Below are 24,719 nucleotides of genomic sequence, written 5' to 3' on the forward strand. Positions count from 1 at the left end.
AGGTGATTTTTATGCGTAATTTTATAACCCATAACCGTGATGTGATTCTTACTATAATCGGGATTTTTATCGCAATTATCTCGCTTGTCTTTACTATTTGGCAAGGGAAAGAACAGATCCGGCATAATCATATCTCGGTCGAACCACGCATGAATGCCTATTTTTCAAACGATACTCGTAAAAATCAGTGGGGAATTTACATTATTAATAATGGAATGGGGACGGCTTTTATAAAAAAAATTTCAGTGACGGTTGACGGACAAGAGGTAGAAGCTGTTAATGATAATGTTTTTGTTGGTGCAGTTAAAGCGTTAGGCTTGGACTATAATTGTTTTGTTATTGGCGGGCCCCGCCCCAATGACTCTTTTAAAGTAGGGGAGGAGATCTTCCATATTGAAGATAGGGAAACTGGTAGTCAATGTGCAAAAGATAGGCTTCTTTTAAAATGGGCATCTCAGGCGCCACATAAATTAGATTTTGTGATTGATATTCAATCAATATATGGCGATAAGTTTCGCTATATATATTCGTTAAACAAACAGGCCGCGCTTTGACATATAGAATTCAACTCCGAACGATTTGTATATGTTCAGTGAAATTTATTCCAAACACTCGCGTAGCAAAGTTAATAAGTCTTGATGAATATCCTCCCATTCTTGATCCAAATCTATAGTGTATAAACCAATATCAAAACCGTTGATATTATATCGATGTTTTACCGCAGTTCCAACTTGGGGGTAAAGAAGTAAGCCGCTTGTTTTTACATCATACTTTGGATTATAAGTCATTAGATAACTCATGAGTTGATATAAATTGGCAGAATGGAATTTATGAGTGCTTTTACGATTAGCGAAAATGCTTTTATAATATTTCGCGTCAACAATTAAACATTTATTGTTGTGACATAGTGTAATGTCTGTTTCCATTCTCGGTAAGAATGATAAAGAAGGATCAGATTCGCTATAAGCATTCCACTCAAGATATGAGCGCTTAGTTTTTACATTTTGCAATTCATTTTTGCAAAACCTGTACAGAAAATCTTGATAAAGAAGAGACATCTTTCGTTCATCTCTTTCGAAATCATAAAAACGGTAGCTCCCATCTTTTTGATTTATAATGGTATTTTCATTGATTAGTTTGCATATGCTAATAATAAATTTATAATAGCGATTATTTGATAAGGTTTGGACCTGGTCGAAATAACGAGGGGATAAAACAATTTCGTTGATATCCAACATTCTTGCACGAATCGAACGAGCTTCTTCTCTTATTCTTTGATCCAGATTATTTTGTTTAACTAGTGTTGTTAATGTAGTTTTAATTATTTTATTTGCTAGAGTGTTCGGAGTTAATTCATCAAAAGTGCTAACGGTTTTCCCTTTCATTAAATGGAAACCATGCAGCGACTGTGCGAAATTAACACGACCTTTTATTCCGGATATAATCTCAGTATGATGACAATATCCAAGTTCAAAACCCCTTCTGGAAAGGTACAATACGCTTTTATTCAGCACATGACCTAAGATGTTGAGAAGACTATTGCCGGGCACTGCGTCAAGGTTAACTAACTTTGCATCCTGCAAATGATTCCAGGCGTAAGTCAGCATGAAATAGATATTGCGTATTGGTATTACAGGCTGTGTCATGATATCTCACTTAGCAAAACGTCTATCCAGTTTTGTTGCTTTTCCGGGTCATCAAACCAATATTCTTCAAGTAATGGTGCGATATCGGAATGTATAATGTTGCTAAACCAATCCATATCGGGAAGGGTATTATCGTCGAGACCTGTACAAAAATAGCTATGGCCAATCCGGAATCCCTTACCAAGAATATCTGATTCCTTAGTAATTTGTGTATTCAGTTGTGTCATTTTTAAACATAAGGAATCAATGAAAGATGGTTCTGCTTTATTTTCCAATAAAAAGGAACGAAATTTATCAGTATCAAAGCTTGGGTCGATATCAATAAAGGAAAAACGACGGCGAAGTGCATAATCGACGACAGCCAGAGACCGATCCGCTGTATTCATCAATCCAATAACATATATATTTGCTGGAATATAAAACTTATCTTCATTATTTTCCGAATAAGAAAGTGGAATAGCCCAGTTATCACCTCGCTTGTCATGTTCAATAAGCATCATGATTTCGCCAAATACTTTGCTAAGATTAGCACGATTTATTTCATCAATAATAAACACGTGTTTTTTATCTGGCTGCTGTTGGGCTTGTTTGCAAAAAGTATAAAAAATTCCATCTTTACGTTGAAAGCCATGGCCGTTCGGTCGATAACCTTGTACGAAATCTTCGTAACTGTAAGACTGGTGGAACTGCACCATTCCTATTCTGTGTGAGTCTCTCTCACCCATTAGCAGGTAAGCCAGACGTCGCGCTGCAAAGGTTTTTCCTACGCCAGGAGGGCCTTGTAGGATGACATTTTTTTTCACCAACAAACGCTTGATGATTGATTCGACTTTAGTTTTGGGAATAAATAGATCATTTAACGCATCGCTAAGTTCATAAATCTTTTTGACGGGTTTTATTGTCGCCGGATTAATCGGTGATTTTAGAGTTACGTTGGAAAAGAGTTTTATGTAATTATTTATTACTTTTTCAAGTTCTTTATCGAACTGCGCATAATCAATCCCTTGCGAGACCTTCTGTGAAAATGCGTAATAAGACTGACCGTATTTTTTTGTATATATTCCAACGGAGGTGTGAAGATATTCTCTAATTGTAATTGGGGACGGCGAACTAAAATTCCAATGATGTTGCGGTGTATTTGTGTCGCTAATACCGTAAGCTAAAATTAATTCATCATAGTCTTTGTAGTAAAGAATGACGGGGTATATACCGTGTGAAACCTCCTCTCCATCAGCAAGGAAAGCTATCCACGGAATCGAACTGAAATTACCAAAGCCGAAACTGACCTTTACACGGAGGCCGTTGTATTTAACCGGATACTCTTTAGTGGATTGCGAACTCTTTGAATCTGCTTGTTCGATAAATTTTTCTAGCCAAGATTGGATTGAATGCATCCTTTGCTCCTATGATATGTGGTAAAAGCATTATGACTCTCACCTTATGAATTGGCGCTACTTTTCTGAACACGAACAAACATATGAGTACTAAGTCTGCTCTAGTAGTCGAACCTGTTATACAAATAGATCTATACCTTCCGCAGCATCCCATTTACCCAACTCTCATCCCTTCCCGGACGCTTATCCCGAGTTATCCACATCTCAACCATCTCAATCCCCGCGATAGCCGCCACCAACGCCTCTAACCGCTCCTTATCCATATCCGTAAACCTTCTTCCATCAACCTCCCGTTCACCATCCCCATACTTAAACGACACATACCACACCCCACCCGGCTTAAGCGCATCCGCTAACCTCCGCATCACACCCGGCAACTCCACCGCCGGAACATGCAACAACGAAGCACAGCACCAAATCCCGTCAAACTCTTCCTTCCAGTCTACCTCCGCAAAGGACATCACCTTCACAGGCAACCCGGTATGCTCCCGTGCCAACTCAACCATCGCTGGGGACGCATCAAACGCCTCTACCTGATAACCCATCTCCTGAAACGCCTTTGCATCGCGTCCTGAACCGCAGCCCGCATCCAGCACCCGCGCCCCAGGTGCAAGATGTTGGGTAAAGGCCTCGTACAGTGAGGACATATCGACATTCACCGTCCCGTCGAAGAAGATCTGCGCATTGTCCTGATAGTATTTGAGCGTCATTAGAATGTGGCCTCGCCTTCGGCTTTCGGTTCCCAGGTATGGAATAGCCTCACTTTGGCAGCGTTCCAGTTATTTTCAAGAAAGTTTTTCCGCGCGGCGGGCTGTTTTCCGGTCTGTTGGATAATGGTCTCATGCAGCGGAAGTTTGCTCTGAATAAAATACTCGTTGCGGACATTTAACCGTTCCAGGAGTGCTTGCCCGGGCAGGCGCGCGAACTTCCCTTCAGCACCACGATTGCAGCACTGGCAGGCCAGCACCAGATTCCATACGCCATTGATATTGGCGACTTTATCGCGTGCTGCCCACGGAATAAAGTGGTCAACATCTGCCAACTCAGGATCGCCTGGCGTCAGGCTGATGGGTTTGAAGCAGTAGAAGCAGCGTCCTTTCTGGTAGCCGTTTAAACTGTCGCGACAGCTGGTGATATTCACCCGGCGCGCATTCACATGGCTAAACAGCAGCTGGTTATCCTCGTCGAACTCAACGCCAACAAGGTTGCGGGACACGCCCATCGCCCAGGCCTGTTCGACGAGATTCCAGCGCGCAGTAGTCTCAAAAGCCAGGTTCTGATATTGCTGGCGCTCCCCCAGATGATAGAAGTTATCCGTCAGGCGGATGCCGTTATGGGTCTTGCGCTCATCGATGAAAAAGCGTTTTTCGATCTCGCCGCCATTCACATTGTGAAAGGCATCAATCACGTTGGCAAAACCACGCCGCACCGTGGTCTCAATCAGCTGGTTATGAGAAACCTCTTCGTTATTAAACTGCGCGCAGGTTTCCAGAAACTGGCTGCGGCTCGAGGTGATCTGCTTCGGAGCATGTTTCAGATGTTCGCAAAGATGGCGGCTGAACGGCACGGCGAGTTCGTCGAGGGTGATGATGTCGCTGCCCGTCTTATCGATCTCATACAGGGCATGGGCAAGCGCGAACTTGTAAGATGCGACGTTCTTTCCAAAAAGAATCACCCCGCGCCAGTAGTTCTCCAGCGTAGGGTCAGCCTGGTAAAATTCCATCAATGAAATCCTGTTACGGTGGGGGAGGTAGCGAACTACCGAAACCTGTAACAGGATCACATAACAAATGAAAGGTGATGTAAACCGTGAATCAATGGATTTGATGAATTTGTGATCGGTTGCAATTGAAAAGTAGTGCGCTGGTTGACTGACATCACTCAATGGTGATCATCGGTGCTTTCAGTAACGTCATATCATGTAGCCCTTCATCATCTTCACTCCGACAGTCCTTCCCGTGCTAAATAACCGGAGTAGCAAGGAATCAGGAATAACATTTAACTTACGAGGCGTTTTTAACCTATCCAAACACTGCACTAAATAAAAATATTAACCATCAACACTAAACAACTAATTACCTCAGTTTCATTCCATCGCACTCTATATACGCATAATCCCCCCGCATTTAACCCCCAAACTCCGTTTATTAGTAGTTGCCTAACCTATGCAAAGCCATATCATTCTGCCGATAACAAATCTCAATTTAGGGAATGAAGATGAAAGACGCGTGGCTGGATACGTGCTCTACAACCATCCAGGACTTCGTGGAACGCTCTACGAGGCTACAGCCAGATAATCTTGATCTGGAATTGGTCGAAAAAATCGATTTTGACTACCAGATTAACCTAAGTCTGCATTTTCGTGTTGAGACGACAGACCACACTCAGGTGGGAAGAATCAGCGCCGGGAACGGCACGCGCGTTTTTACCAGTACTTTCCAGTACGCCGAGGCTCTCCAGGCTGAAACCAGCGCTGTCTTATCCCGTGCAGAAACCCTTCGTGAAGCTCAGGCGCTGGTCCTTTCCCATCCTTACGGTGCACTTAAAAAAGATCACGAAATCTACGCCCATCCAACACGCCTCTGTTTAACTGAAGACTGCACGAACTGTAATGGACGCGGGCAGGTCAATTGCTCCTGGTGCTATGGTACTGGTCGCGTGAGCTGCACCACCTGCGGGGGAAGTGGGCAGGTACTGGAACAGCGAAGCCATTTCGATCACTACACCAATCAGTACCGCACGGAGAGCCACTATCGGATGTGCTACACCTGCTCAGGCGGTAAGGTGAACTGCAACCACTGTAGCGGCTCGGGAAACCAGCGCTGTTCCCCCTGTGACGGAACAGGCGAAACAACCCGCATTACCCGGCTTTCCAGCGTTGCCGTGCCTCAGTACCAGTTGATCTACCATCGTGAGGATGTGCCGACGTTCATTAAAGATGGCCTCTACAAAGCGGGCATCCCGGAACTGGCGAGTTATGGCGCCGTTGAGCTGGCCGATTCCGGTATTGATGAGGGGTTGCGTAACGTTAATTTTATCTACAACGCCAGCGTACCCTTTGCCAGATTTACGAGTCAGCTGCGCCAGGCTCAGCTTGCAGCACAGCCTGTTAACTGGATTGTTTACGGGCGTCGTCCGCAAATACTGGATGCAGGACATGTCGTTGAATTGATGTTAAAAAACGATCTCAATGAGCTTGTTTATCGAAGCACCAGAGGGAAACTGCTCAATCCGCTTGTTGCGGCGTGTAGCCGTAAAACGGTGGCCACATTTATGGAATCGGAAGCCCATCAGGACATGCTGGATGCGAACCGCGCGGGTAAATCCGGGGAGATGCTTCGCGAAGCGATGAATCGTGGGGTTACTACGACCTATATTGATGAAGCCCTGACCAGCCTGAAAGCCATTACCCAGGCTGTGCAAAACTGGTCGGTGGTGAAGTGGGCAATCTTCAGCGCTGTCATCATCTATCTTTTTATGCCTCTGTACACCGCTTATGGCGACATCTGGATCAGCGACATTACGACAGGACGGGTTTATCTTACGCCGTTCCTGCGCTGGGATAGTCAGCATAATTTACTCGCTTCCCTGGAGGTGCTGGCGCGTTACTGTGGCTTGTTTATTGTCATCGCTGCCGTTGTTATCTCGTTCCTGGGGTATTTATGGCGCAGGGGCTGGGTCCGCTGGCGAATGGGTCAGCATCTGTCTAAGTGGGCAGTTAACGAGAAGATTTTACGTAGCGGTTGGTTCAAGAGCCTTCTTCTGACCAGCCTGCTCACGACGTCCCTGTTACTCTTTTTCCCGATCTGGGTGACAAATGAGGGGGAACTCTTTGGGCAGTATTCCTTAATTGAATTACTTCGCTGGGTTGCTCAGTCCCTGAGATAATACGACCAGGGCTCCCGGTATTTTTCAGGGAGCCTTTCGCAACCAACAAAAAAGGCGCCCAACGGCGCCTTTCTCATTCCATCGCAATCTCAAGCTTTTCGAAGCTTCCCGGATATCACCCCAACAAAGTCCATCACCTGCTGCTGCTTCTGGTCCGACAGTTGACTCACCTCACGCATCAGCGTCTCTATCTCCGGCTCTCCCTGTCGGGATGTCAGGATTATGCAGCCCTTCATCACCTTCACATCCACTTTCGTTCCGGTGCTGAACCCGGCTTCATTGAGCCACAGGCCTTTCATGATAAACGCAGGAATGCGGGTATAATCTCCAAACCGCGTCGCATAACTCACGGTAAATACGCGGTCGGTAGATTCAAATACTTCTGGTTGCAGTGATTCTGCAATACAATCGATATCAGTCATGGTTACTATTCTCGTTAAATAGTGATTGTGATGAGCAATACGGGCATGTTGGCGCATGCCCGTATTGCGTTAAATAACACCTGTAAATTTACCCAGTAAATAAAAGTAAGTCCAGATTAATATAAAACGTAATAAGCGCGTTTAGAGCGCTTTTAAAATATTAATAATGATGAATATAAATGAACTTTTTAATTAATTCATATGGCTTAACTGCAGTCGGGGATATTAAAGGTTTCGTAATAAATATGCAGACATGACACCTTAAAACAGGCACTAAATGAATAGTGCCTGTTTTAAGGTGTATTTTCCTCTTCAGGTCGCCAGGCCCACCCCCATTGCCCCCCTTATAATCGGAATCGGCGTCAATAAATGCTGATACATCAGCTCCCCCGCCTTATCCGCATCCCGCGCCAGCACGGCATCCAGCAGCCGCTGGTGCTCTCCATGCTTCTCCTCTAACATCGCTACCGACAGCACCGTCTTTCTCAACCACACATACCGATACCGCGCCGCCAGCTCAAAAAGCCGTTCCCGCATCTGCAACAAATACCGCGACCCACACCCGGCCACAATCGCCGTATGAAACGCCTGATGGCGCTGGTCCCACTCGTCCAGCATGGTCTCGCTGGCGTCGCGGGATTCCAGCTTGTTCAGCAGATGCATCCGGGCGAGGAGGTCGGCTTCCCACTCTTCACCGCCGCGTTCGATGGCGAGGCGCACCAGCATCGCCTCCATATTGGCGCGGGCATCAAAGATGTCGAGCAGCTCCTGTTCGGACATGGGGGCCACCCGGTAGCCTTTCTGGTTAATGACCGTGACCAGCCCCTCGGCAACCAGCTGCGACAGCGCTTCGCGCAGCGGGCCGACGCCCAGTTCATACCGGGAGGTCAGCAGGCTCATCCGCAGCTTCTCATCCGGGTGATACACGCCGCGGATAATGTCGTTCTTCAGCCAGCGGTAGCCGTCGATGGCCGTCGCCTGGGAAATAATGGTCATGGTCGTGCTCCTTTAATACGGCCCGGCTTGCACCGGGCGTAAAGATTAGTCCTGCTTCGCCTCGTCAAAACACGCGGCGATAATCGCCAGCCCCTGCTGGAGCTGTTCTTCCTCAACGGTGAGCGGCACCAGGATGCGCAGCACGTTGTGGTACGGGCCGCAGGAGAGCAGGATCAGCCCTTTATCCCGCGCCCGGGCGACAATCTGCGCCGTCAGGGCGGCGTCCGGCTTATGGTGATCGCCCGCTTCAAACAGTTCGATGGCGATCATCGCCCCCAGACCGCGAACGTCGCCGATCTCAGGATGTTTTTCAGCGATAGCCAGCAGGCCTTCGCGCAAGGTATTGCCCAGTTTATTGGCTTTGCCCAGCAGATCTTCCTGCTCGAACACCTTCATCACCGCCAGCGCGGCGGCACACGCGATAGGGCTACCGGCGTACGTGCCGCCCAGCCCGCCCGGGGCGATGGCGTCCATCACCTCGGCACGTCCGGTGACGCCCGCCAGCGGGAAGCCGCCAGCAATGGATTTAGCGAAGGTGGTGATATCCGCCGCCACGCCCATCTGCTCCATGGCGAAGAAGGTGCCGGTGCGGCCCGCGCCGCTCTGCACTTCATCGGCAATAAGCATGATGCCGTGCTCGTCGCACAGGTCGCGCAGGCGCTGCATAAAGGCCGGGGAGGTGGCATAGAACCCGCCTTCACCCTGGACGGGTTCGATCACGATGGCGGCGATATCTTCCGGCGCGGCATCGTTCTTGAAGATGCGATGGATGCTGGCGATGGCGTCGTCATCGCTGATGCCGTGCAGGGCGCACGGATATAACGCGCGATAGACGTGGCCCGGCATCAGCCCCATGCCAGCTGAGTAAGGGTTCACTTTCCCGGTCAGGGAGAGGGTGTAGTGGGTGCGGCCATGATAGGCCCCGGTAAAGGCGATAGTGCCGTTGCGCTTCGTCGCCGCGCGGGCAATTTTCACCGCGTTCTCGACGGCTTCGGAGCCGGTGGTCACCAGCAGGGTCTTTTTCGGGAAATCCCCCGGCACTTTCTGGTTCAGAGTTTCGCAAAGCTCCAGATAGGGTTCATAGGCCAGCACCTGGAAGCAGGTGTGCGACAGCTTTTTCAACTGCTCTTCCACGGCGCTGACCACGTCAGGATGGAGATGCCCGGTGTTCAGCACCGCAATGCCCCCGGCGAAATCAAGATATTCACGGCCTTCGACATCCCACACCCGGCAGTTCTCGGCGCGGGCGGCAAAGATAGGGTGGATCTGCCCCACGCCACGGGGTACGGCATTGCTACGACGCTGCATTAACTCTTTGTTGGTGCTCATTGGATGCTCCTGAATTAAAGGCCGATGCACATATATTTGATTTCTAAGTAATCTTCGATACCGTATTTAGAACCTTCCCGACCCAGGCCAGAGGCTTTAATGCCGCCGAACGGGGCCACTTCGTTAGAGATAATACCGGTGTTGATCCCGACGATGCCGTACTCCAGCGCCTCGCCCACGCGGAACACGCGGCTCAGGTCGCGGGCATAGAAATAGGCTGCGAGGCCAAACTCGGTATCGTTGGCCATGGCGATAACGTCGGCTTCATCGTTGAAACGGAACAGCGGTGCCAGCGGGCCAAACGTCTCCTCTTTTGCCACTTTCGCATCACCGGGTACATCTACCAGAATAGTCGGCTGGAAGAAGTTGCCGCCTAATTTATGCAGTGACCCGCCGGTCACCACGCGTGCGCCTTTCGCCACGGCGTCGGCAATGTGTTCTTCCACTTTATCAACCGCCTTGCTGTCGATCAGCGGCCCGATGGTCACGCCCTGGGTCAGGCCATCGCCGATCTGCATCTTATCCACCGCCTGCTGGAGTTTTTCGGCAAAGCGATCGTAAACGCCGTCCTGCACGTACAAACGGTTGGCGCAAACGCAGGTCTGCCCGGCGTTGCGGAACTTCGAGGCCAGCGCCCCTTCCACGGCTTTATCAAGATCGGCATCGTCAAAGACGATAAAGGGCGCGTTGCCTCCCAGCTCCAGCGACACTTTTTTGATGTCTTTCGCGCACTGGGCCATCAGCTGGCGGCCAATCTCGGTCGAGCCGGTAAAGGAGAGTTTGCGCACCAGCGGGTTGCCGGTCAGCTCGTTGCCGATGTCCGACGCCGAACCGGTGACCACGTTAAACACCCCGGCGGGGATCCCGGCCCGGCTCGCCAGTTCGGCCAGCGCCAGCGCGGAGTAGGGCGTCTGGCTGGCGGGTTTGAGCACCATGGTGCAGCCTGCCGCCAGGGCTGGCCCGGCCTTGCGGGTGATCATCGCCGCCGGGAAGTTCCACGGGGTGATGGCAGCCGTCACGCCGATCGGCTGCTTAATCACAATCAAACGCTTATCCGCCTGATGGCCAGGAATGGTGTCGCCGTAGACCCGTTTCCCCTCTTCGGCGAACCACTCTATAAAGGAGGCGGCATAGCTGATCTCGCCTTTGGCTTCTGCCAGCGGTTTGCCCTGCTCAAGGGTCATCAGCCGGGCCAGATCGTCCTGGTTAGCCATCATCAAGTCGAACCAGCGGCGCAGAATGGTGGCGCGCTCTTTGGCCGTGAGCGCTCGCCAGGCGGGCAGGGCGCGGTTCGCGGCCTCAATCGCTTCGCGGGTCTCATCGGTGCCCATTTTCGGCACGCTGCCCAGGGTCTGGCCGTTCGCCGGGTTGGTCACGGCGAGGGTGTCACCGCTGTGGGCGTCGCACCACTCACCTTCTATATAAGCCTGCTGGCGGAATAAGCTGGGATCGTTGAGTTGCATGATGGCTTCCTGTCTCAGAATGATTAACGGGTAAACGCGGCATGTAATGTCTCCACACCAGGGCTCTGCAAGGACCGCCCAGGGTTGTGCTGACTGGCAATCAAGGTCTGAACCTTGCTCACAATATGCGCGCCAATCGGGATTGCCGAGGTCGCAGCCGGTGAGGGGGCATTACAGGTATGGATGGTGCGCGGCGTGGTGACAAATAAAAAATCGTCGATCAGCTTACCGTCTGGCGAAACTGCTTGCGCCCTCACACCTGCAGGCCAGGGGTGCAGATCCTTCACCGTCAGGCTCGGGCAATACTTCTGCACCTGTTTCAGATAGCCGCTTTTGCACAGCGAGTTTTTCATCTCGCCTAAGCCCGAGCGCAAATTGTTCTGCAGCACCCGGCGAATCCCGGACGAGCCCATAATTTCCAGCATATCGGATAAGGAGAAATCGCCCTTGCGGTAGCCCTCGCGCTTAAAGGCCAGCACCGCGTTTGGCCCCACCGTGACGCTGCCGTCGATCATGCGGGTGAGATGCACGCCCAGAAACGGCATGGCCGGATCCGGGATCGGGTAGATAAGGTGGTTGACGATCTGATTGTGCTCCGGCGCCAGGCGGAAATACTCCCCGCGGAACGGGCAGATAATAAAGCCGGGGTCGATGCCGAGCATCTTCACCAGTCGGTCGGCCATCAGCCCGGAGCAGCTGATTAAGGTGCTGGCTTCAAACTCGCGTCCGTCATGGGTGTGGATCACCACGCCGTCTGCGTGTTCTTTCAGGGCGCAGACTTCGGCGCGATACACCACTTCCCCGCCTTTCGCCTGGAAGCGTTTTGCCATTGCCGCCGCCACCTCGCGATAGCTGACGATCCCGCTGGAGGGGACAAAAATCCCGCCCAGCCCGGTGATATTAGGCTCGCGCTCGCGCAGTTCCGCGCCGCTCAGCCATTCGCGCTCGATGCCGTTGGCGGCGGTGCGATCCCACAGGGCCTGCATCCGCGCCATCTCCAGCGCCGATGTAGCAACCAGCATCTTGCCGCAGGTGTCGTAGCGGATATTGTTCTCATCGCAGAAGGCTTTGGTCGCCCGATTGCCCGCCAGGCAGAACTGCGCCTTCAGGCTGCCGGGGGTGTAGTAAACCCCGGCATGGATCACCCCGCTGTTGTGCCCGGTCTGATGGCAGGCGGGGCCAGCCTCCTTCTCCAGCAGCGCGATGCGGGCGTCCGGGTAGCATTCAATCAGCTGCATGGCGGTCGACATACCGATAATGCCGCCGCCGATAATCACGAAATCATACATCCGCTCAATTCCTACTGATGGGTCTGATAGTGGCGAGTGGCGTAGCTGATATACCCGCGCTGGCGCATCAACTCCCGGCGCAGATCCGGGTGCGGGGTAAAGCGATCCCGGCCATGCAGCCAGAACATATTGTTAATCAGCAGGAATTTACCCACCGGTACGGGAATGGAGACGATGCTTTTGCTGCTCTCCAGCGCGTCAGAAAGTTCGCTCAGCCAGACGCCCTCTTCAAAATCTTTCGGCTGGACGAACTGGTCGATATAGCGCATCACCGGGCGGCCCTGCTGGTCAACGTCAAACACCGGGTGGAACACATCGGCCGCCACGTTTTTGCTCGGGGGTGCCGTCCAGCGCAGCGGGCGGCGGGCGAGGGGATGACTAAAGAATTTATCCAGCGCCTCCCAGTCGTCGAGGTGCAGCAGCAGGGAGTTGCCGCCCTGCATATTCTGCTCATCGATTTTCATCATCAGCACGTAGTCGGTCACTTCATCAACAAAGGTGCCGTCGTTGTGCAGCTCCAGCACGCGGTGGGGCTGGCGCAGGTAGCTGTCTGAGTTATCGACATTTTTCACCGTAAAGCGGGCGTAGTACTGGCCGCTCATGGCGTCATAGTTGGAGCGGCCTATCAGGTGCGCGACGGCGGTGGCGATCTTCACCATCTCGTCGGCCTGGGTGACGTTATCCACCCCCTCGGCAGAAATCAGCATCGCGCCCTGGTCACGGCTGAGCAGGGTGTTCAGCAGCAGCGGCTGGAGCTGGTTGCCGCACAGGTCATCGAGGATCTTCGCCACCCGAAAACGCAGAAACGATTTGTACTCCAGGGCCTGAATGGGCCACTGCTCTACCTCCCGCAGGAACTGCTGCGTCACCTCTGCGGAGAACGTCAGTTCCAGCAGACGCGGAGACTGCACGGATGTCGCGATGCTAAAACCGGAGATGGTGCGGGCTAACGCCTCGTCGGGCTGTTGTACGGCGGTAAGTGCATTCATCGAATCAATCCTCTCAGAAAGTATTCAGGAAACAGGGCTGTGCATTTCGTAGCCATAAATTAAAAATATCTACATTCTGGCGAAATGGGCCTGGCCTGGCGTGAATGTTTGGATTTTGTGATGGATGCGAGAAAAACAGGCGAAATGACGGGAAAATGCGCCACCAGGCGGCGAACGGGCTGAGGCAAGGTGATCGCCCTCACGGAAAAGGCGGGTTGTCCTTAACAAAAACGTGACATATCCATACAAAACTTAACAAATCGTGGCGGGGGTGCTGTACGGCGTTGTGGGGCTCTTCTATACCTTGATTCGTGTTACCTGCGACTCAACCTCAACACAGAGAATAAACGTATGGAACAGACTTCTGGCAAGAAAAGTGAAGCAATTCATAGTGATACTACACAGCATTTCAACCGCTCCATCGGCCTTATCTCTAACTTTTCGCTTGGGTTCACCTACCTCTCGCCGCTGACGGCGGTCTACTCCCTGTTTGCGCTGGCGGTGACGCTGGCAGGGCCGCCAGCGATCTGGTGGATCCCGATCGTGGCCTGCGGGCAGCTGCTGGTGGCGCTGGTGTTTGGCGAAGTGGCATCGCAGTACCCGATTACCGGCGGTTTGTACCCGTGGGCGCGCCGCCTGTGGGGGCGTAAATATGCGTGGATCGCCGCCTGGATCTACCTGTGGGCGCTGGTGGTGACCATCACCTCGGTGGCGGAATACACCGCGACCTTCGTGGGGTCGCTGTTCGGCTTTGACATCTCGGCGGGCAATATGTTGATCACCTCGGTGGTCCTGCTCCTGATGATGATGGCGATAAACATGTCGGGCACCAAAAACCTCGCCCGGGTCGCCAGGATTGGCTTCTGGTGTGAAATCGTCAGCGTGATTGCGCTCGGGATCTACCTGCTGCTGTTCCATCGCGCGCAGCCTTTCTCGGTGGTCTTCGACTCGATGGGCGTTATCGCCAAAGACGGCAGCTACCAGCCGGCCTTTATGGCGGCGGCGCTGATCGGCCTGTTTATGTTCTTCGGCTTTGAAGCCTGCGGCAACGTGGCGGAAGAGGTCAAAAATCCGAGCAAAAAGATCCCGGTGGCGATGATCCTGAGTATCGTGTTTGGCGCGATCTCGGCGATCATCTCTATCCTCGGCTACCTGCTGGCCTCGCCAAATCTGATGAATATCGTTAACGGCCAGATCGCCGATCCCATCCCGGCGATCCTCAACGAAGCCCTCGGCGAGACCGGCGCCACGGTGTTTATCATCATCGCGGTGATCGCCATGCTGTCGTGCATTCTGTCCCTGCAGGCCGCGTTAAGCCGCCTGATCTTCTCCTTCTCCCGTGACCAGATGCTGCCGGGTAGCGCCTGGATGTCGAAGCTGTCGAAAAACAGCGTCCCAGATAACGCAATGATCGTCAGCTGCCTGCTGCCGGTGCTCATCTGCGTGTGGGTCTACTTCCAGCCGGACAACCTGGCGCGCATCACCGCCTTTGCGGTTATCGGCATCTACATTTCGTTCCAGATGGTGGTCCTGGCGGCGCTGCGTCAGCGTCTGAAAGGCTGGAAACCGGCCGGGGAGTGGAGCGTGGGCGGCTGGGGAATGCTGGTTAACATCCTGGCGCTGGCCTATGGCCTGTGTGGGATCTGGCTACTGGCACAACCGGCTGAAAGCAGCGACTTTATGGACCGCTGGACGGTACTGGTGGGGCTGGCGGTGGTGGTGATCTCTGGCCTGGTGTACATGGTGCTGGCCCGTCCGTTCGGGCGCTCAAATGCGCCGGAAAACGATGCGATCGAGCATGCAAAACGGCTGAACGCAGGACAACCTCTGTAATTTCCCGAACATAAAAACAATGGAGTCGGCTATGCAACACAACTTATTGATCAATGGCGAACTGATTGCCGGTTCAGGTGAGAAGCAGCCCGTCTATAACCCGGCCACCGGCGAGGTGCTTCTGGAGATTGCCGAAGCCAGTCCGGAGCAGGTAGATGCCGCGGTACAGGCCGCCGATCGCGCCTTCCGGCAGTGGGGGCAGACCACGCCCAAAGCCCGTGCCGAGTGTCTCCTGAAGCTGGCGGACGTCATCGAACAGAACGCCGACACCTTCGCCAGACTGGAGTCGCTGAACTGCGGCAAACCGCTGCACTGCGTGCTGAATGATGAAATCCCGGCCATTGTCGATGTATTCCGCTTCTTTGCGGGGGCCACCCGCTGCCTGAACGGCCTCGCCGCCGGGGAGTACATGGAAGGGCACACCTCCATGATCCGCCGCGATCCGGTGGGCGTGGTGGCCTCCATCGCCCCGTGGAACTACCCGCTGATGATGGCGGCGTGGAAGCTCGGCCCGGCGCTGGCGGCGGGGAACTGCGTGGTGCTTAAGCCGTCAGAGATCACCCCGCTCACCGCCCTGAAGCTGGCCGAGCTGGCCAAAGATATCTTCCCGGCCGGGGTGATCAACGTCCTGTTTGGCCGGGGTAAAACCGTCGGCGACCCGCTAACCGGCCACGATAAAGTGCGCATGGTGTCGCTGACGGGTTCCATCGCCACGGGCGAGCATATTCTGGGCCACACCGCGTCCTCGATTAAGCGCACCCATATGGAGCTGGGCGGCAAAGCGCCGGTCATCGTCTTTAACGACGCCGACATCGATGCGGTGGTTGAGGGCGTACGCACCTTTGGTTTTTACAATGCCGGACAGGACTGCACCGCGGCCTGTCGTATCTATGCGCAAAAAGAGGTCTATAACGCGCTGGTGGAGAAGCTGGGCGTCGCCGTGGCCAGCCTGAAAATGGGCGCCCCGGAGGATGAAACCACCGAGCTGGGGCCAGTCAGCTCTGCCGCTCATCTGGCCCGCGTCAGCGAAGCGGTGGACCGCGCAAAAGCCCTGCCGCACATCCACGTGGTCACCGGCGGTAACGTGGCGGGCGGCAGCGGGTACTATTTCCAGCCGACCCTGCTGGCTGGGGCGAAGCAGGAGGATGAGATCATCCAGCGCGAAGTCTTCGGCCCGGTGGTCAGCGTCAGCCTGTTCGACGACGAAGAGCAGGTGCTGGAGTGGGCCAATGACTCACAGTACGGCCTGGCCTCATCGGTCTGGACCAAAGATGTGGGCCGCGCGCACCGCATGAGCGCCCGCCTGCAATACGGCTGCACCTGGGTGAACACGCACTTTATGCTGGTAAGCGAAATGCCGCACGGCGGCCAGAAGCTGTCCGGCTACGGCAAGGATATGTCGATGTACGGACTGGAGGATTACACCGTGGTAAGGCATGTGATGGTGAAGCACTAACGGCACTGCCTGGCGGCGCTTCGCTTGCATGGCCTGCGGTTTAACAGGCCGGGTAAGCGCAGCGCCACCGGGCGTAAATGTCATGACTGCGCGCAACCACTAACCAAATCCAGTAATTGGTTTTTTATCGATTGTGCATCTGCCGCCATATCAACTGTCGCAAAATGAATCTTATGTCCTTGCGTGACGATAAATTCATTCAGCATATACCCAACGGCAGGGTGCAACAGCATGCCTGAAGCGTTAAGGGATAACGGATCGTCATTGTTCTCCTGAGTGCGCAGATAGGTATACAGCTGATAAATATAGCCACTGCGCAACGTGGTATCTCGGTGCCAGCCCTTCGTAAGGATCGCATTAAATTTGGTATCAACAATGATGCGTTTCTTATTAACCCTGTGTTCAAGAACGATATCTGACTTCATCGTCGGGAAGATATCAGCACTCCCAGCACTTTGATCGCTCAATGCCCATTTCAGCTCTTTTCCGGCCGCGACATGCCAGATGTCTTTTTCAAGATGGACCCGATAAAAGCCCGCGATACCTTTCTCAAATAACTTTCTCATCCAGGCCTCGTTATTTGAAGGGGAGGGTAAAAGGTGGTGACCCTGATCCTCGGTGGGTAACAGCAACTGATAGGCCAGCTGTGCGGCATCCACCATCGGTTTATCGGCCGCGTCATGGCGACCAAAGCGCGTCACCGAGGGCAGTTCGCGGTTGTCAGGGTACTCACCGTTTATACCTTCCCGACGCAACGCCATTGCCGCAAAGCGGCAATCTGCGGCCAGTGCAGGTTTGGTGATGAGCGGGGTAAGCCGTTCTAACGCACAGCGAACGTAGCGATTTCGTGGTGTATCGAGGGTCATCTCCTGGAACTGACAGGCAACCCGGCCGCGATCTAATAGCTGATGGCTGGCCGTATGCAGAATATCAATGCGTCCTCGAACCCGATTCAGAGAGGCATGCCGGGTTTGATAGCCCATGCTTAAATTACGGCGGCGGCGCAGCGCAATTTCATGTAGAAGGATCTTCGCCACCAGATCGGGGATTTCATCTGGGTTATCTTCCACAGCTACATTGCGTCGCCCAAGTTCCCGAAACAAGTCGGAAGCGTATAGCATCAGTAGCCAGAGATTGCGCACGGGAATGCGTGCCGTCTTATGTTGCTCGCTCTCGGAAGTCATTGTGCTAATAACACTTTTCTAGCGTCGTTAACTTTTTTCGGGGCATCGAACCAGTATTCGGCGAGTAAAGGGCAAATCTCCGTCTCGACGACTTGTTCATACCAGGCTACGGCTTCGCCAATCTTCTGGCCGGTTGCCGGGGTAACATAGCTGTGTCCGATACAGAATTGCGGTCCCAGAGTGACATCATTCGCCAGCATTTCATTCAATGTCGTCAGTCGTGATTCGATTAAGGTTAAGACGTCCAGCTCGACGGCAAACTTTTGGTTCACCCAGCTTTTCCACGCCTCGTTAAATACGGGCTTCAGGTCGATAAACGCAAAACGGCGACGCAAGGCTAAGTCGAGGAGTGCCAGAGAACGGTCGGCAATGTTCATGGTGCCGATGATATATAAATTCTCGGGAATATAGATTTTCTCATCCGGATCCGTGCGATAGGAGAGTTCCAGCGCCTCATTCGGAGTGCGTTTATCGGCTTCCATCAGGGTGAGAGTTTCGCCGAAAATTTGTGCCGGATTACCGCGATTGATCTCCTCAATAATCACTACATATTTTGCAGCAGGGTTATTAAGCGCTTTATTGATGGCATTAACGAATGGCCCATCGATCAGTTCCAGCCGTCCCTCTTTCCCCGGGCGCCAGCCGCGAATAAAATCTTCATAAGAGAGATTTGGATGGAACTGAACCGCGCTGATTCGCTCAGGGGCTTGCTCACCCATCAAACAGTATGCCAGACGGCGTGCTAGCCAGGTTTTACCCGTGCCGGGAGGGCCTTGCAGGATCAGGTTTTTCTTGTCTTTAAGTCGTTGGAGGGTGAGCTTAATTTTATCTTCATCAAGGAAGCAGCCCTCGTCGAGCAGATTGCTGATGAAGTAAGGTTTATGAGCATTTTTGGCTGGTGGCGCACTCTCTTCGACCGATTCTTCAGTAACGCTCTGTACTTCGCTTTTATCAAAGTTCAGGTATTCATAGTTACCAGCATTGAGGAACCTTAACTCATCATCCTTACGCAATATCTGCAGGTAATAATAGATTGAATTTTCAACCGTATTGTTATTCGGATGATCTGCTTTAATTTCGTCCAGGTAGTTTTCTTTCAGTTCCTGAGAAGTGAAATAAGGACTCTCTTTTTGCAGGCATAAGGCTTTAATTTTATTCAGCAGATAAACTTTCCATGTTCGATTTTCCACCTCATCTTTTGACTGGGCGACATCTGTATTCCACGCCGTCAGCGAGAGTTCTGGAAAACTATGGACAGGGAAGTTTGGCTGGGTAAAAGCCTGTTTGAGAGCCTGCATAAGACTTAGGTAGCTTTGCCCGCTGCAGCGGCCTTTCACACCATTTTTCAGGATCTTAATGTTCAGGACTTTCTGGATGTAATATTGCGACTGGCTATCTAAGGTGGGGTAAAACCACGGACGGATCCAGTACAGCCCCATGGTCAGGTTCCAACCGACATTGTGTACGTTTGAAGTGACATCATAAACTATAGAAAAAGCGCCAGGGTCGACATCCGGATCATCCGCGAATCTGATTGCCTGGGTAAACATCTCCCAGAGAAACTCAATGTCATTGTCGGTGCGGGTCTTCTCGTAAGCAAAAAACCAGGATTTTTGGTTGTTGAGCAGAGGGATGCCATCAAAAGAATCGGGTACAGGTTCGTTCACACCCAGTAGGTCCGCCAGCCTGGCGGCAATCACTTTGCGATTCGCATCGGTAAGGCTGCGATTGAACAATCCCATCGTTGTAAACGGGCAAATGTCTTTTAACGGATGAGGTTCGCCCTGAGCAGGTTTGTCCTGCAGGTGTGACATCCCGCCAACGTCAGCGGCAATCCGATGGATACCTTCGACTAGCTCCTCTCTACGATTTCGCCAGGTCAGTAATTTGCTGGCAAAAGCCTGATAAAAAGTTGCCCACGCAAATCTGGTATCGTGTTCAGCCGCGTTCATATTCTCTCCAGTAAAATTTTTCGGTATTTATCATTCTGTTGTCGGAATTTTACGGGATCTTAGGACGCAATGCCTAACTACCCAAAACAGGGATCACATAAGGGATATATGCATTCTATATGGACCATTTCCCCGTCCCTCTATATACTTTGCATATAGCGTTAAAGAAGAGAGGTTATCATGCCCACCCCAACACGCACTGCGCCTAAAAAATTCCTTTTCCAGCTCCGTTCTGTTGATAACGAATTTGGTGTCAGCGAAGACACCTTTGCCCGGCTAATGGCGGAGTTGTCCCTGAACCAGACCGAGTTAGTCCACAAGGCGTTACGCAACCTTGCTAAAGAGGTGCTGCCCTCATACGAACAGGACGATGGCCCGTTGACCGACGCACAACATAAAGCGATCAGAAAAGTGTCAGGCCTCGATATTTCAGAGGACGATCTGGACTCTCCATTATTCAAATAAGCAGGATGCTTATGGCTAATAATTACAACCCGTTACCCGCAATCGGTGACATTATCTGGTGTAAATTTCCTCAACATGAGGATCTGGGCCATCCGGGGCCGAAAGCGCGTCCCGGACTGATTCTGAACTTCTTCCCGGAGCTGCATGCCGTCCTGATTGTCTATGGAACCTCACGGACGGACCACGTCTATCAGGGCGAGTTTGTCATCGACGATCAGCTGGATACGGCAGGGTTAAGCTGGCCGACAAAGTTTGACCTTAATCGCCTGCAAAAATTGCCTTTTAATACCGAGTGGTTTGCGGTGGCACCAGGCGTGGAGATCGCTACGCCGTTGCCGAAAATGGGCGTCATCCCGCCGATATTTATTCCCGTTATGCGTGCCGCCTGGGCTAAAAGAAGGTAGCAGTCGTTGCCCGGCAGCGCTGCGCTTGCATGGCCTGCGGTTTAACAGGCCGAGTAAGCGCAGCGCCACCCGGTTTAAAGGGTGACGGAGTATCGGGCTAAAATCCTAATAACATGCGGTTATATAGACAGCGATGGAAAAGAGTCCATACCATCAGGCCAGTCATTTTAAAAAATATAAATTCTGAGTTCACAATAAGATATCAGGGATGATGTTTATTTTTATGAGATCTCTCACTGCTATATTTATCGCCGCATTAATCCTGTGCGGAACATTTATCTACATCACCGCATCTAACATAAACGAGATGACGGTTTACAAAGAAACCGACCGCTACCGTTATTACACTCTCACCTATAATGAAATTCAAAACGCGCCGAGAATTTCCCAACATTACTACTTTGAATCTCATCCTGGCGACGGATATCCCCCTTCGAATGACATTATTTTTAAAGACACGACTAATGCTGAGCCGCTTCGTGTCTACCTCATCAATTTAGGGTATATCAAAGAAAGGCGAAGAAAGCGTGGAATGGAAGTGTGGTGCCAGCCCAAAAAAGAGTGCAGGGATCGCTTCTATTTATACGTTGATAAACATGCTAAAGAAGTGAGGCTAACCTCTATCCAGGACTGAACCTCATGCTTAACGCCCTTAACCATCTGACCCTTGCCGTCAGCAACTTGCCTGCCAGCATCGCATTCTGGCGCGATCTTCTCGGCCTGCGCCTGCACGCCGAATGGCACACCGGAGCTTACCTTACCTGCGGCGATCTCTGGCTCTGCCTCTCTTATGACGAGACGCGACAATTCATTCCGCCGCAGAACAGCGATTACACCCACTACGCCTTCTCTGTTGAACCGGAACAATTCGAGGCCGTCGCGCAAAAGCTGCAAGACGCTGGCGTAACGGTCTGGAAAGAGAACAAAAGCGAAGGGGCGTCGTTCTATTTTCTCGACCCGGACGGGCACAAACTGGAACTGCATGTGGGCGATCTTGCCGCGCGTCTGGCCGCGTGTCGGGAGAAGCCTTACGCGGGAATGGTTTTTACGTCAGATGAAGCGTAACGGGAGGCGGGGGCCGACAAAGGAAAAGTAGGCCGGGTAAGCGCAGCGCCACCCGGCATTCAACCCTTACAGCGACTTCACAAACGTCAGCAGGTCTTCGTTCAGCTGGTCCTGATGGGTCAGCGCAAAGCCGTGCGGCGCATTGTCATACACTTTCAGTTCCGCGTTGCCGATCAACTCTGCCGCCACTTTACCGGTGGTTTCGAACGGCACGATCTGGTCGTTGCTGCCGTGGATCACCAGCGTCGGCACATCAACTTTCGCCATATCCGGGCGGAAGTCGGTTTCGGCAAAGGCGGTTACGCAGTCGAGGGTGCCTTTCAGCGATGCCAGCAGGGCGATGTTCAGGGTCTGGGTCAGCGCGCCTTCGGAAACCGTCTGCCCGGCATTGGTGCCGTAGAACGGCGTAGCGAAATCACTGATGAACTGTGCGCGATCTTTCAGCAGCCCGTCGCGAATACCCGCGAAGACCGACTGATCCACACCCTGCGGGTAGGAGTCAGACTTACCGAAGATCGGTGTTACCGCACCCAGCAGCGCCAGGCCAGCCACGCGATCGGTGCCGTAGGTGCCGATATAACGGCTCACGTCGCCGCCGCCCATCGAGAAGCCCACCAGCGTCACGTCGCGCAGATCCAGCGCGGTGATCAGGTCATTGATGTCAGAGGCAAAGGTATCGTAGTCATAGCCATTCCACGGCTGATCCGAACGGCCAAAGCCGCGGCGGTCGAAGGCGATAGCGCGGAAACCGCGTTCGGCCAGATAGTTGAGCTGGCTGTCCCACATGTCGGCATCCAGCGGCCAGCCGTGGCTGAACAGAACCGGTTTACCTGCACCCCAGTCTTTGTAGTAAATCTGCGTGCCATCTTTCGCTTTAATCGTCGCCATAGTGTCTTCCTCAAAGTGTTGTTGTAGGTTCTAAACCGGCGCCACCAGGTAGCGGGTCGCCGGAGGTGCATCGCCCTGATGAAAAGCCAGCACGCGGCTTTGCAGCAGGTGGTCATTCATGGTGTGGCGCTCCTGCAGGCGCAGGTGTTCCACCCAGGATCCCATCAGGAAGGTCTCGATATAAAGACCCGGCTGGTCGATATCTTCATACACCGCCCAGCTGATGGCTCCCGCACGGCGGCGCACCCGGCGCAGCTCGTGGACGGCCTTCAGGAACTCGCTTACCGCTTCAGGATCAATTTGATACTCGCAGGAGACCAGCACCGGGCCGCGCTCGTTGGGGATGCTCTCCCGCGCGTCATCGGCAATCAGGCCGCTGGTATCGAGGTTCAGGTTAGGATCTTTCTCCAGCTTCCAGCGCAGCACCGTGGCGCTGGCGAGCAGCATCCCGATGGTCGCCACGCAGAGTGACGTGGCGGTGTTCACGTGCGAGGCAATCTGTCCCCAGATGGCGCTGCCTGCGGTCATCGAGCCGAAGAAGACCGTCAGATAGACCGCCAGCGCCCGGGCTTTCACCCAGCGTGCGGCGCTGCGTTGCGCCCCCAGGTTGAGGGTGGAGAGCACGGCAATCCACGCAAAGCCGGTGAAGAACTCAAACAGGTTCAGCAGCCAGAAGTGGCGCACGAAGGCCAGAGCCAGCATGGTGAGAGCAAAGACCAGGCTCGCCGCCACCATCAGTTGATCGGCGTTCAGACGCTGGCGAAGACGCGGCAGCAGCACCGCCCCGGCAATCGCTCCCAGTCCGATGCAGGCCAGCATAATGCCGTACCCTGCCGGACCGAGACCCAGCTCCCGACGCGCCACCAGCGGCAGCAACGCCCAGCCCGCACTGGCGAACACGAAGAACGCCACGGTGCGAATCAACACGTTACGCAGCACCGAGGCAGCATGAACGTAGCGCACGCCGGCGCGCACCGCCGAGAAAAAGTGCTCCGGCGGCAGGCGCTGCACCGAGGCCGCAGGCTTCCAGCGCCACAGCACCCAGGCCACGCCCAGCACCGACAGGGCATTGAGCATGAACACCATCCACGGCCCGGCCAGCGAGAGCAAAAAGCCCCCCAGCGCCGGGCCGATGGCACGACTGATGTTAACCCCGAGGGAGTTCAGCGCCACCGCCGGACCCAGTTCGGCTTTGCTCACCAGATCCGGCACCACCGCCTGGAACGGCGGCGAACTCATGGCGCTGCCAACGCTCAACAGAAACGCCGCGGCCAGCAGCACCGTCGGTGTCACATGCCCGGTGAACGAGAGGATCGCCAGCCCCGCTGCGGCAATAAACATCCACAGCTGGGAGAAGAGCAGGTACTTACGCCGGTCGACGATATCCGCCATCACCCCGGAGGGCAGGGCGAAGAGAAACATCGGCAAGCTGCTTGCCGCCTGCACCAGGGCGATATCCAGCGGATCGGCGCTCAGGGTCAGCATGCTCCAGTTGACCCCCACGTCGCTCATCCATGAGCCGACGTTCGAGACCACCGTGGCGATCCACAGCATACGGAACACCCGCTGATGCAGCGGCTGCCAGGTGGACATCGCCGGGACAGGCGGATGCTCCACGTGCGAGTCGGTAATCTGGGTCATGCGAATCTCTCCGTAACACGCGAACGTACCCGCCACGCGCCAGGGCCGGTGATCGCCAGCGTGGTGAAGATGATCAGCAGCAGCCAGCCAAACTGACCTTCAGCAATCGACCAGCCCGGATGCACCACCAGCATCGCCACCAGCAATACGGCGATGATCGGTACGCAGGCCAGACGGGTCGCCACGCCGAACAAGATCAGGATCGGGCAGATCACTTCGGCGACGATCGCCGGGATCAGGCTGAAGTACGGCCCGAAGCCAAAGGGATCTTCGATCCGCGTCAGTTCTTCACTGAAATGCAGCACCTTCGGCAGGCCATGCACGTACAGCAGCAGCAGGCTGCCGGTGATACGCAGGAAGAACAGCCCCAGGTCAATCCGGGGCAGGGTCTGATGTGAAGTTGAGTTCATCATGA

General features: G+C 53.4%; 23 protein-coding genes. 8 read left to right on the top strand and 15 right to left on the bottom strand.

The features are described 5' to 3' along the window. Window positions 1–11 precede the first annotated feature (11 nt). Window positions 12–554 (top strand): hypothetical protein, encoded by a 543-nt coding sequence (locus ACF8PE_RS16900; protein ID WP_392495091.1) that lies wholly within the window; start codon window positions 12–14, stop codon window positions 552–554. A gap of 45 nt (window positions 555–599) precedes the next feature. Here the strand turns inward: ACF8PE_RS16900 and mcrC (ACF8PE_RS16905) are convergent, their stop codons facing one another. From mcrC (ACF8PE_RS16905) to ACF8PE_RS16920, 4 genes are all read right to left on the bottom strand, one after another. Further along, window positions 600–1,646, bottom strand: coding sequence for a 5-methylcytosine-specific restriction endonuclease system specificity protein McrC (gene mcrC, locus ACF8PE_RS16905; protein WP_392495092.1), 1,047 nt, complete (start codon window positions 1,644–1,646; stop codon window positions 600–602). Continuing rightward, window positions 1,643–3,040, bottom strand: coding sequence for an MrcB family domain-containing protein (locus ACF8PE_RS16910; RefSeq protein WP_392495093.1), 1,398 nt, complete (start codon window positions 3,038–3,040; stop codon window positions 1,643–1,645). The genes mcrC (ACF8PE_RS16905) and ACF8PE_RS16910 overlap by 4 nt, the downstream gene beginning before the upstream one ends. 131 nt (window positions 3,041–3,171) lie before the next feature. Continuing rightward, window positions 3,172–3,750, bottom strand: a complete 579-nt coding sequence (locus tag ACF8PE_RS16915; protein ID WP_392495094.1) for a class I SAM-dependent methyltransferase — start codon at window positions 3,748–3,750, stop codon at window positions 3,172–3,174. Beyond that, window positions 3,750–4,763, bottom strand: a complete 1,014-nt coding sequence (locus tag ACF8PE_RS16920) for an HNH endonuclease (RefSeq protein WP_392495095.1) — start codon at window positions 4,761–4,763, stop codon at window positions 3,750–3,752. The genes ACF8PE_RS16915 and ACF8PE_RS16920 overlap by 1 nt, the downstream gene beginning before the upstream one ends. A 494-nt stretch (window positions 4,764–5,257) precedes the next feature. On the opposite strand from ACF8PE_RS16920, the gene ACF8PE_RS16925 reads away from it, so the two are divergent. Further along, a complete protein-coding gene (locus ACF8PE_RS16925; RefSeq protein WP_392495096.1) occupies window positions 5,258–6,928 on the top strand; it encodes a hypothetical protein in 1,671 nt (556 codons plus the stop codon). An 89-nt stretch (window positions 6,929–7,017) separates the two neighbouring features. Here the strand turns inward: ACF8PE_RS16925 and symE are convergent, their stop codons facing one another. The 6 genes from symE to glaH all read right to left on the bottom strand — a co-directional run bounded on the left by symE (window position 7,018) and on the right by glaH (window position 13,416). Then, a complete protein-coding gene (gene symE / locus ACF8PE_RS16930) occupies window positions 7,018–7,350 on the bottom strand; it encodes an endoribonuclease SymE (protein WP_392495097.1) in 333 nt (110 codons plus the stop codon). A gap of 312 nt (window positions 7,351–7,662) precedes the next feature. Further along, complete coding sequence (csiR, locus tag ACF8PE_RS16935; protein ID WP_392495098.1) at window positions 7,663–8,346, bottom strand: DNA-binding transcriptional regulator CsiR; 684 nt, start codon at window positions 8,344–8,346, stop codon at window positions 7,663–7,665. Window positions 8,347–8,391: 45 nt separating this feature from the next. After that, the gene (gabT, locus tag ACF8PE_RS16940) at window positions 8,392–9,675 is read right to left on the bottom strand and encodes a 4-aminobutyrate--2-oxoglutarate transaminase (protein ID WP_077226565.1); all 1,284 of its coding nucleotides are present in this window, start codon (window positions 9,673–9,675) and stop codon (window positions 8,392–8,394) included. Between the two features lie 14 nt (window positions 9,676–9,689). Beyond that, window positions 9,690–11,138 carry an NADP-dependent succinate-semialdehyde dehydrogenase gene (gene gabD / locus ACF8PE_RS16945; protein ID WP_200142863.1) on the bottom strand — a complete coding sequence of 483 codons (1,449 nt, stop codon included), beginning with the start codon at window positions 11,136–11,138 and terminating at the stop codon, window positions 9,690–9,692. Window positions 11,139–11,161: 23 nt separating this feature from the next. Then, complete coding sequence (gene lhgO / locus ACF8PE_RS16950) at window positions 11,162–12,427, bottom strand: L-2-hydroxyglutarate oxidase (RefSeq protein ID WP_312806357.1); 1,266 nt, start codon at window positions 12,425–12,427, stop codon at window positions 11,162–11,164. A gap of 11 nt (window positions 12,428–12,438) precedes the next feature. Next, entirely contained in the window at window positions 12,439–13,416 is a 978-nt protein-coding gene (glaH, locus tag ACF8PE_RS16955) for a glutarate dioxygenase GlaH (protein ID WP_032616300.1), read from the bottom strand. A 351-nt stretch (window positions 13,417–13,767) separates the two neighbouring features. Between glaH and ACF8PE_RS16960 the strand changes: the two genes are divergently transcribed. Both ACF8PE_RS16960 and patD read left to right on the top strand, forming a co-directional pair. Beyond that, on the top strand, window positions 13,768–15,249 hold the full coding sequence (locus ACF8PE_RS16960) for an APC family permease (RefSeq protein ID WP_103792640.1): 1,482 nt from the start codon (window positions 13,768–13,770) through the stop codon (window positions 15,247–15,249). A gap of 31 nt (window positions 15,250–15,280) precedes the next feature. After that, window positions 15,281–16,705 (top strand): aminobutyraldehyde dehydrogenase, encoded by a 1,425-nt coding sequence (gene patD / locus ACF8PE_RS16965; RefSeq protein WP_151583528.1) that lies wholly within the window; start codon window positions 15,281–15,283, stop codon window positions 16,703–16,705. Window positions 16,706–16,785: 80 nt separating this feature from the next. Here the strand turns inward: patD and mcrC (ACF8PE_RS16970) are convergent, their stop codons facing one another. Continuing rightward, the gene (mcrC, locus tag ACF8PE_RS16970) at window positions 16,786–17,889 is read right to left on the bottom strand and encodes a 5-methylcytosine-specific restriction endonuclease system specificity protein McrC (protein ID WP_103792642.1); all 1,104 of its coding nucleotides are present in this window, start codon (window positions 17,887–17,889) and stop codon (window positions 16,786–16,788) included. Further along, window positions 17,886–19,841 (bottom strand): AAA family ATPase, encoded by a 1,956-nt coding sequence (locus tag ACF8PE_RS16975; RefSeq protein WP_392495099.1) that lies wholly within the window; start codon window positions 19,839–19,841, stop codon window positions 17,886–17,888. Before ACF8PE_RS16975 ends, mcrC (ACF8PE_RS16970) begins: the two co-directional genes overlap by 4 nt. A gap of 180 nt (window positions 19,842–20,021) precedes the next feature. On the opposite strand from ACF8PE_RS16975, the gene ACF8PE_RS16980 reads away from it, so the two are divergent. From ACF8PE_RS16980 to ACF8PE_RS16995, 4 genes are all read left to right on the top strand, one after another. Continuing rightward, entirely contained in the window at window positions 20,022–20,306 is a 285-nt protein-coding gene (locus ACF8PE_RS16980; protein ID WP_032616303.1) for a hypothetical protein, read from the top strand. 11 nt (window positions 20,307–20,317) lie between these two features. After that, window positions 20,318–20,710 (top strand): hypothetical protein, encoded by a 393-nt coding sequence (locus tag ACF8PE_RS16985; RefSeq protein ID WP_103792644.1) that lies wholly within the window; start codon window positions 20,318–20,320, stop codon window positions 20,708–20,710. Between the two features lie 208 nt (window positions 20,711–20,918). Next, window positions 20,919–21,344: a hypothetical protein gene (locus tag ACF8PE_RS16990; protein ID WP_225321534.1), complete on the top strand. Its 426-nt coding sequence runs from the start codon at window positions 20,919–20,921 to the stop codon at window positions 21,342–21,344. Between the two features lie 5 nt (window positions 21,345–21,349). After that, window positions 21,350–21,775, top strand: coding sequence for a FosA8 family fosfomycin resistance glutathione transferase (locus tag ACF8PE_RS16995; protein WP_103792645.1), 426 nt, complete (start codon window positions 21,350–21,352; stop codon window positions 21,773–21,775). 66 nt (window positions 21,776–21,841) lie between these two features. On the opposite strand, the gene ACF8PE_RS17000 is transcribed toward ACF8PE_RS16995, so the two are convergent. Genes ACF8PE_RS17000 through ACF8PE_RS17010 form a run of 3 tightly spaced genes read right to left on the bottom strand, consistent with a single transcriptional unit; the run spans window position 21,842 to window position 24,714 of the window. Then, window positions 21,842–22,663, bottom strand: coding sequence for an alpha/beta fold hydrolase (locus ACF8PE_RS17000; protein WP_032616306.1), 822 nt, complete (start codon window positions 22,661–22,663; stop codon window positions 21,842–21,844). 30 nt (window positions 22,664–22,693) lie between these two features. Continuing rightward, window positions 22,694–24,304, bottom strand: a complete 1,611-nt coding sequence (locus ACF8PE_RS17005) for an MFS transporter (RefSeq protein ID WP_392495100.1) — start codon at window positions 24,302–24,304, stop codon at window positions 22,694–22,696. After that, a complete protein-coding gene (locus tag ACF8PE_RS17010; protein ID WP_098946283.1) occupies window positions 24,301–24,714 on the bottom strand; it encodes a DoxX family protein in 414 nt (137 codons plus the stop codon). Before ACF8PE_RS17010 ends, ACF8PE_RS17005 begins: the two co-directional genes overlap by 4 nt. Window positions 24,715–24,719 lie beyond the last annotated feature (5 nt).

It is taken from the genome of Leclercia sp. GLN_9 (assembly GCF_043105735.1).
In the GTDB taxonomy this organism is placed as follows: domain Bacteria; phylum Pseudomonadota; class Gammaproteobacteria; order Enterobacterales; family Enterobacteriaceae; genus Enterobacter; species Enterobacter adecarboxylatus.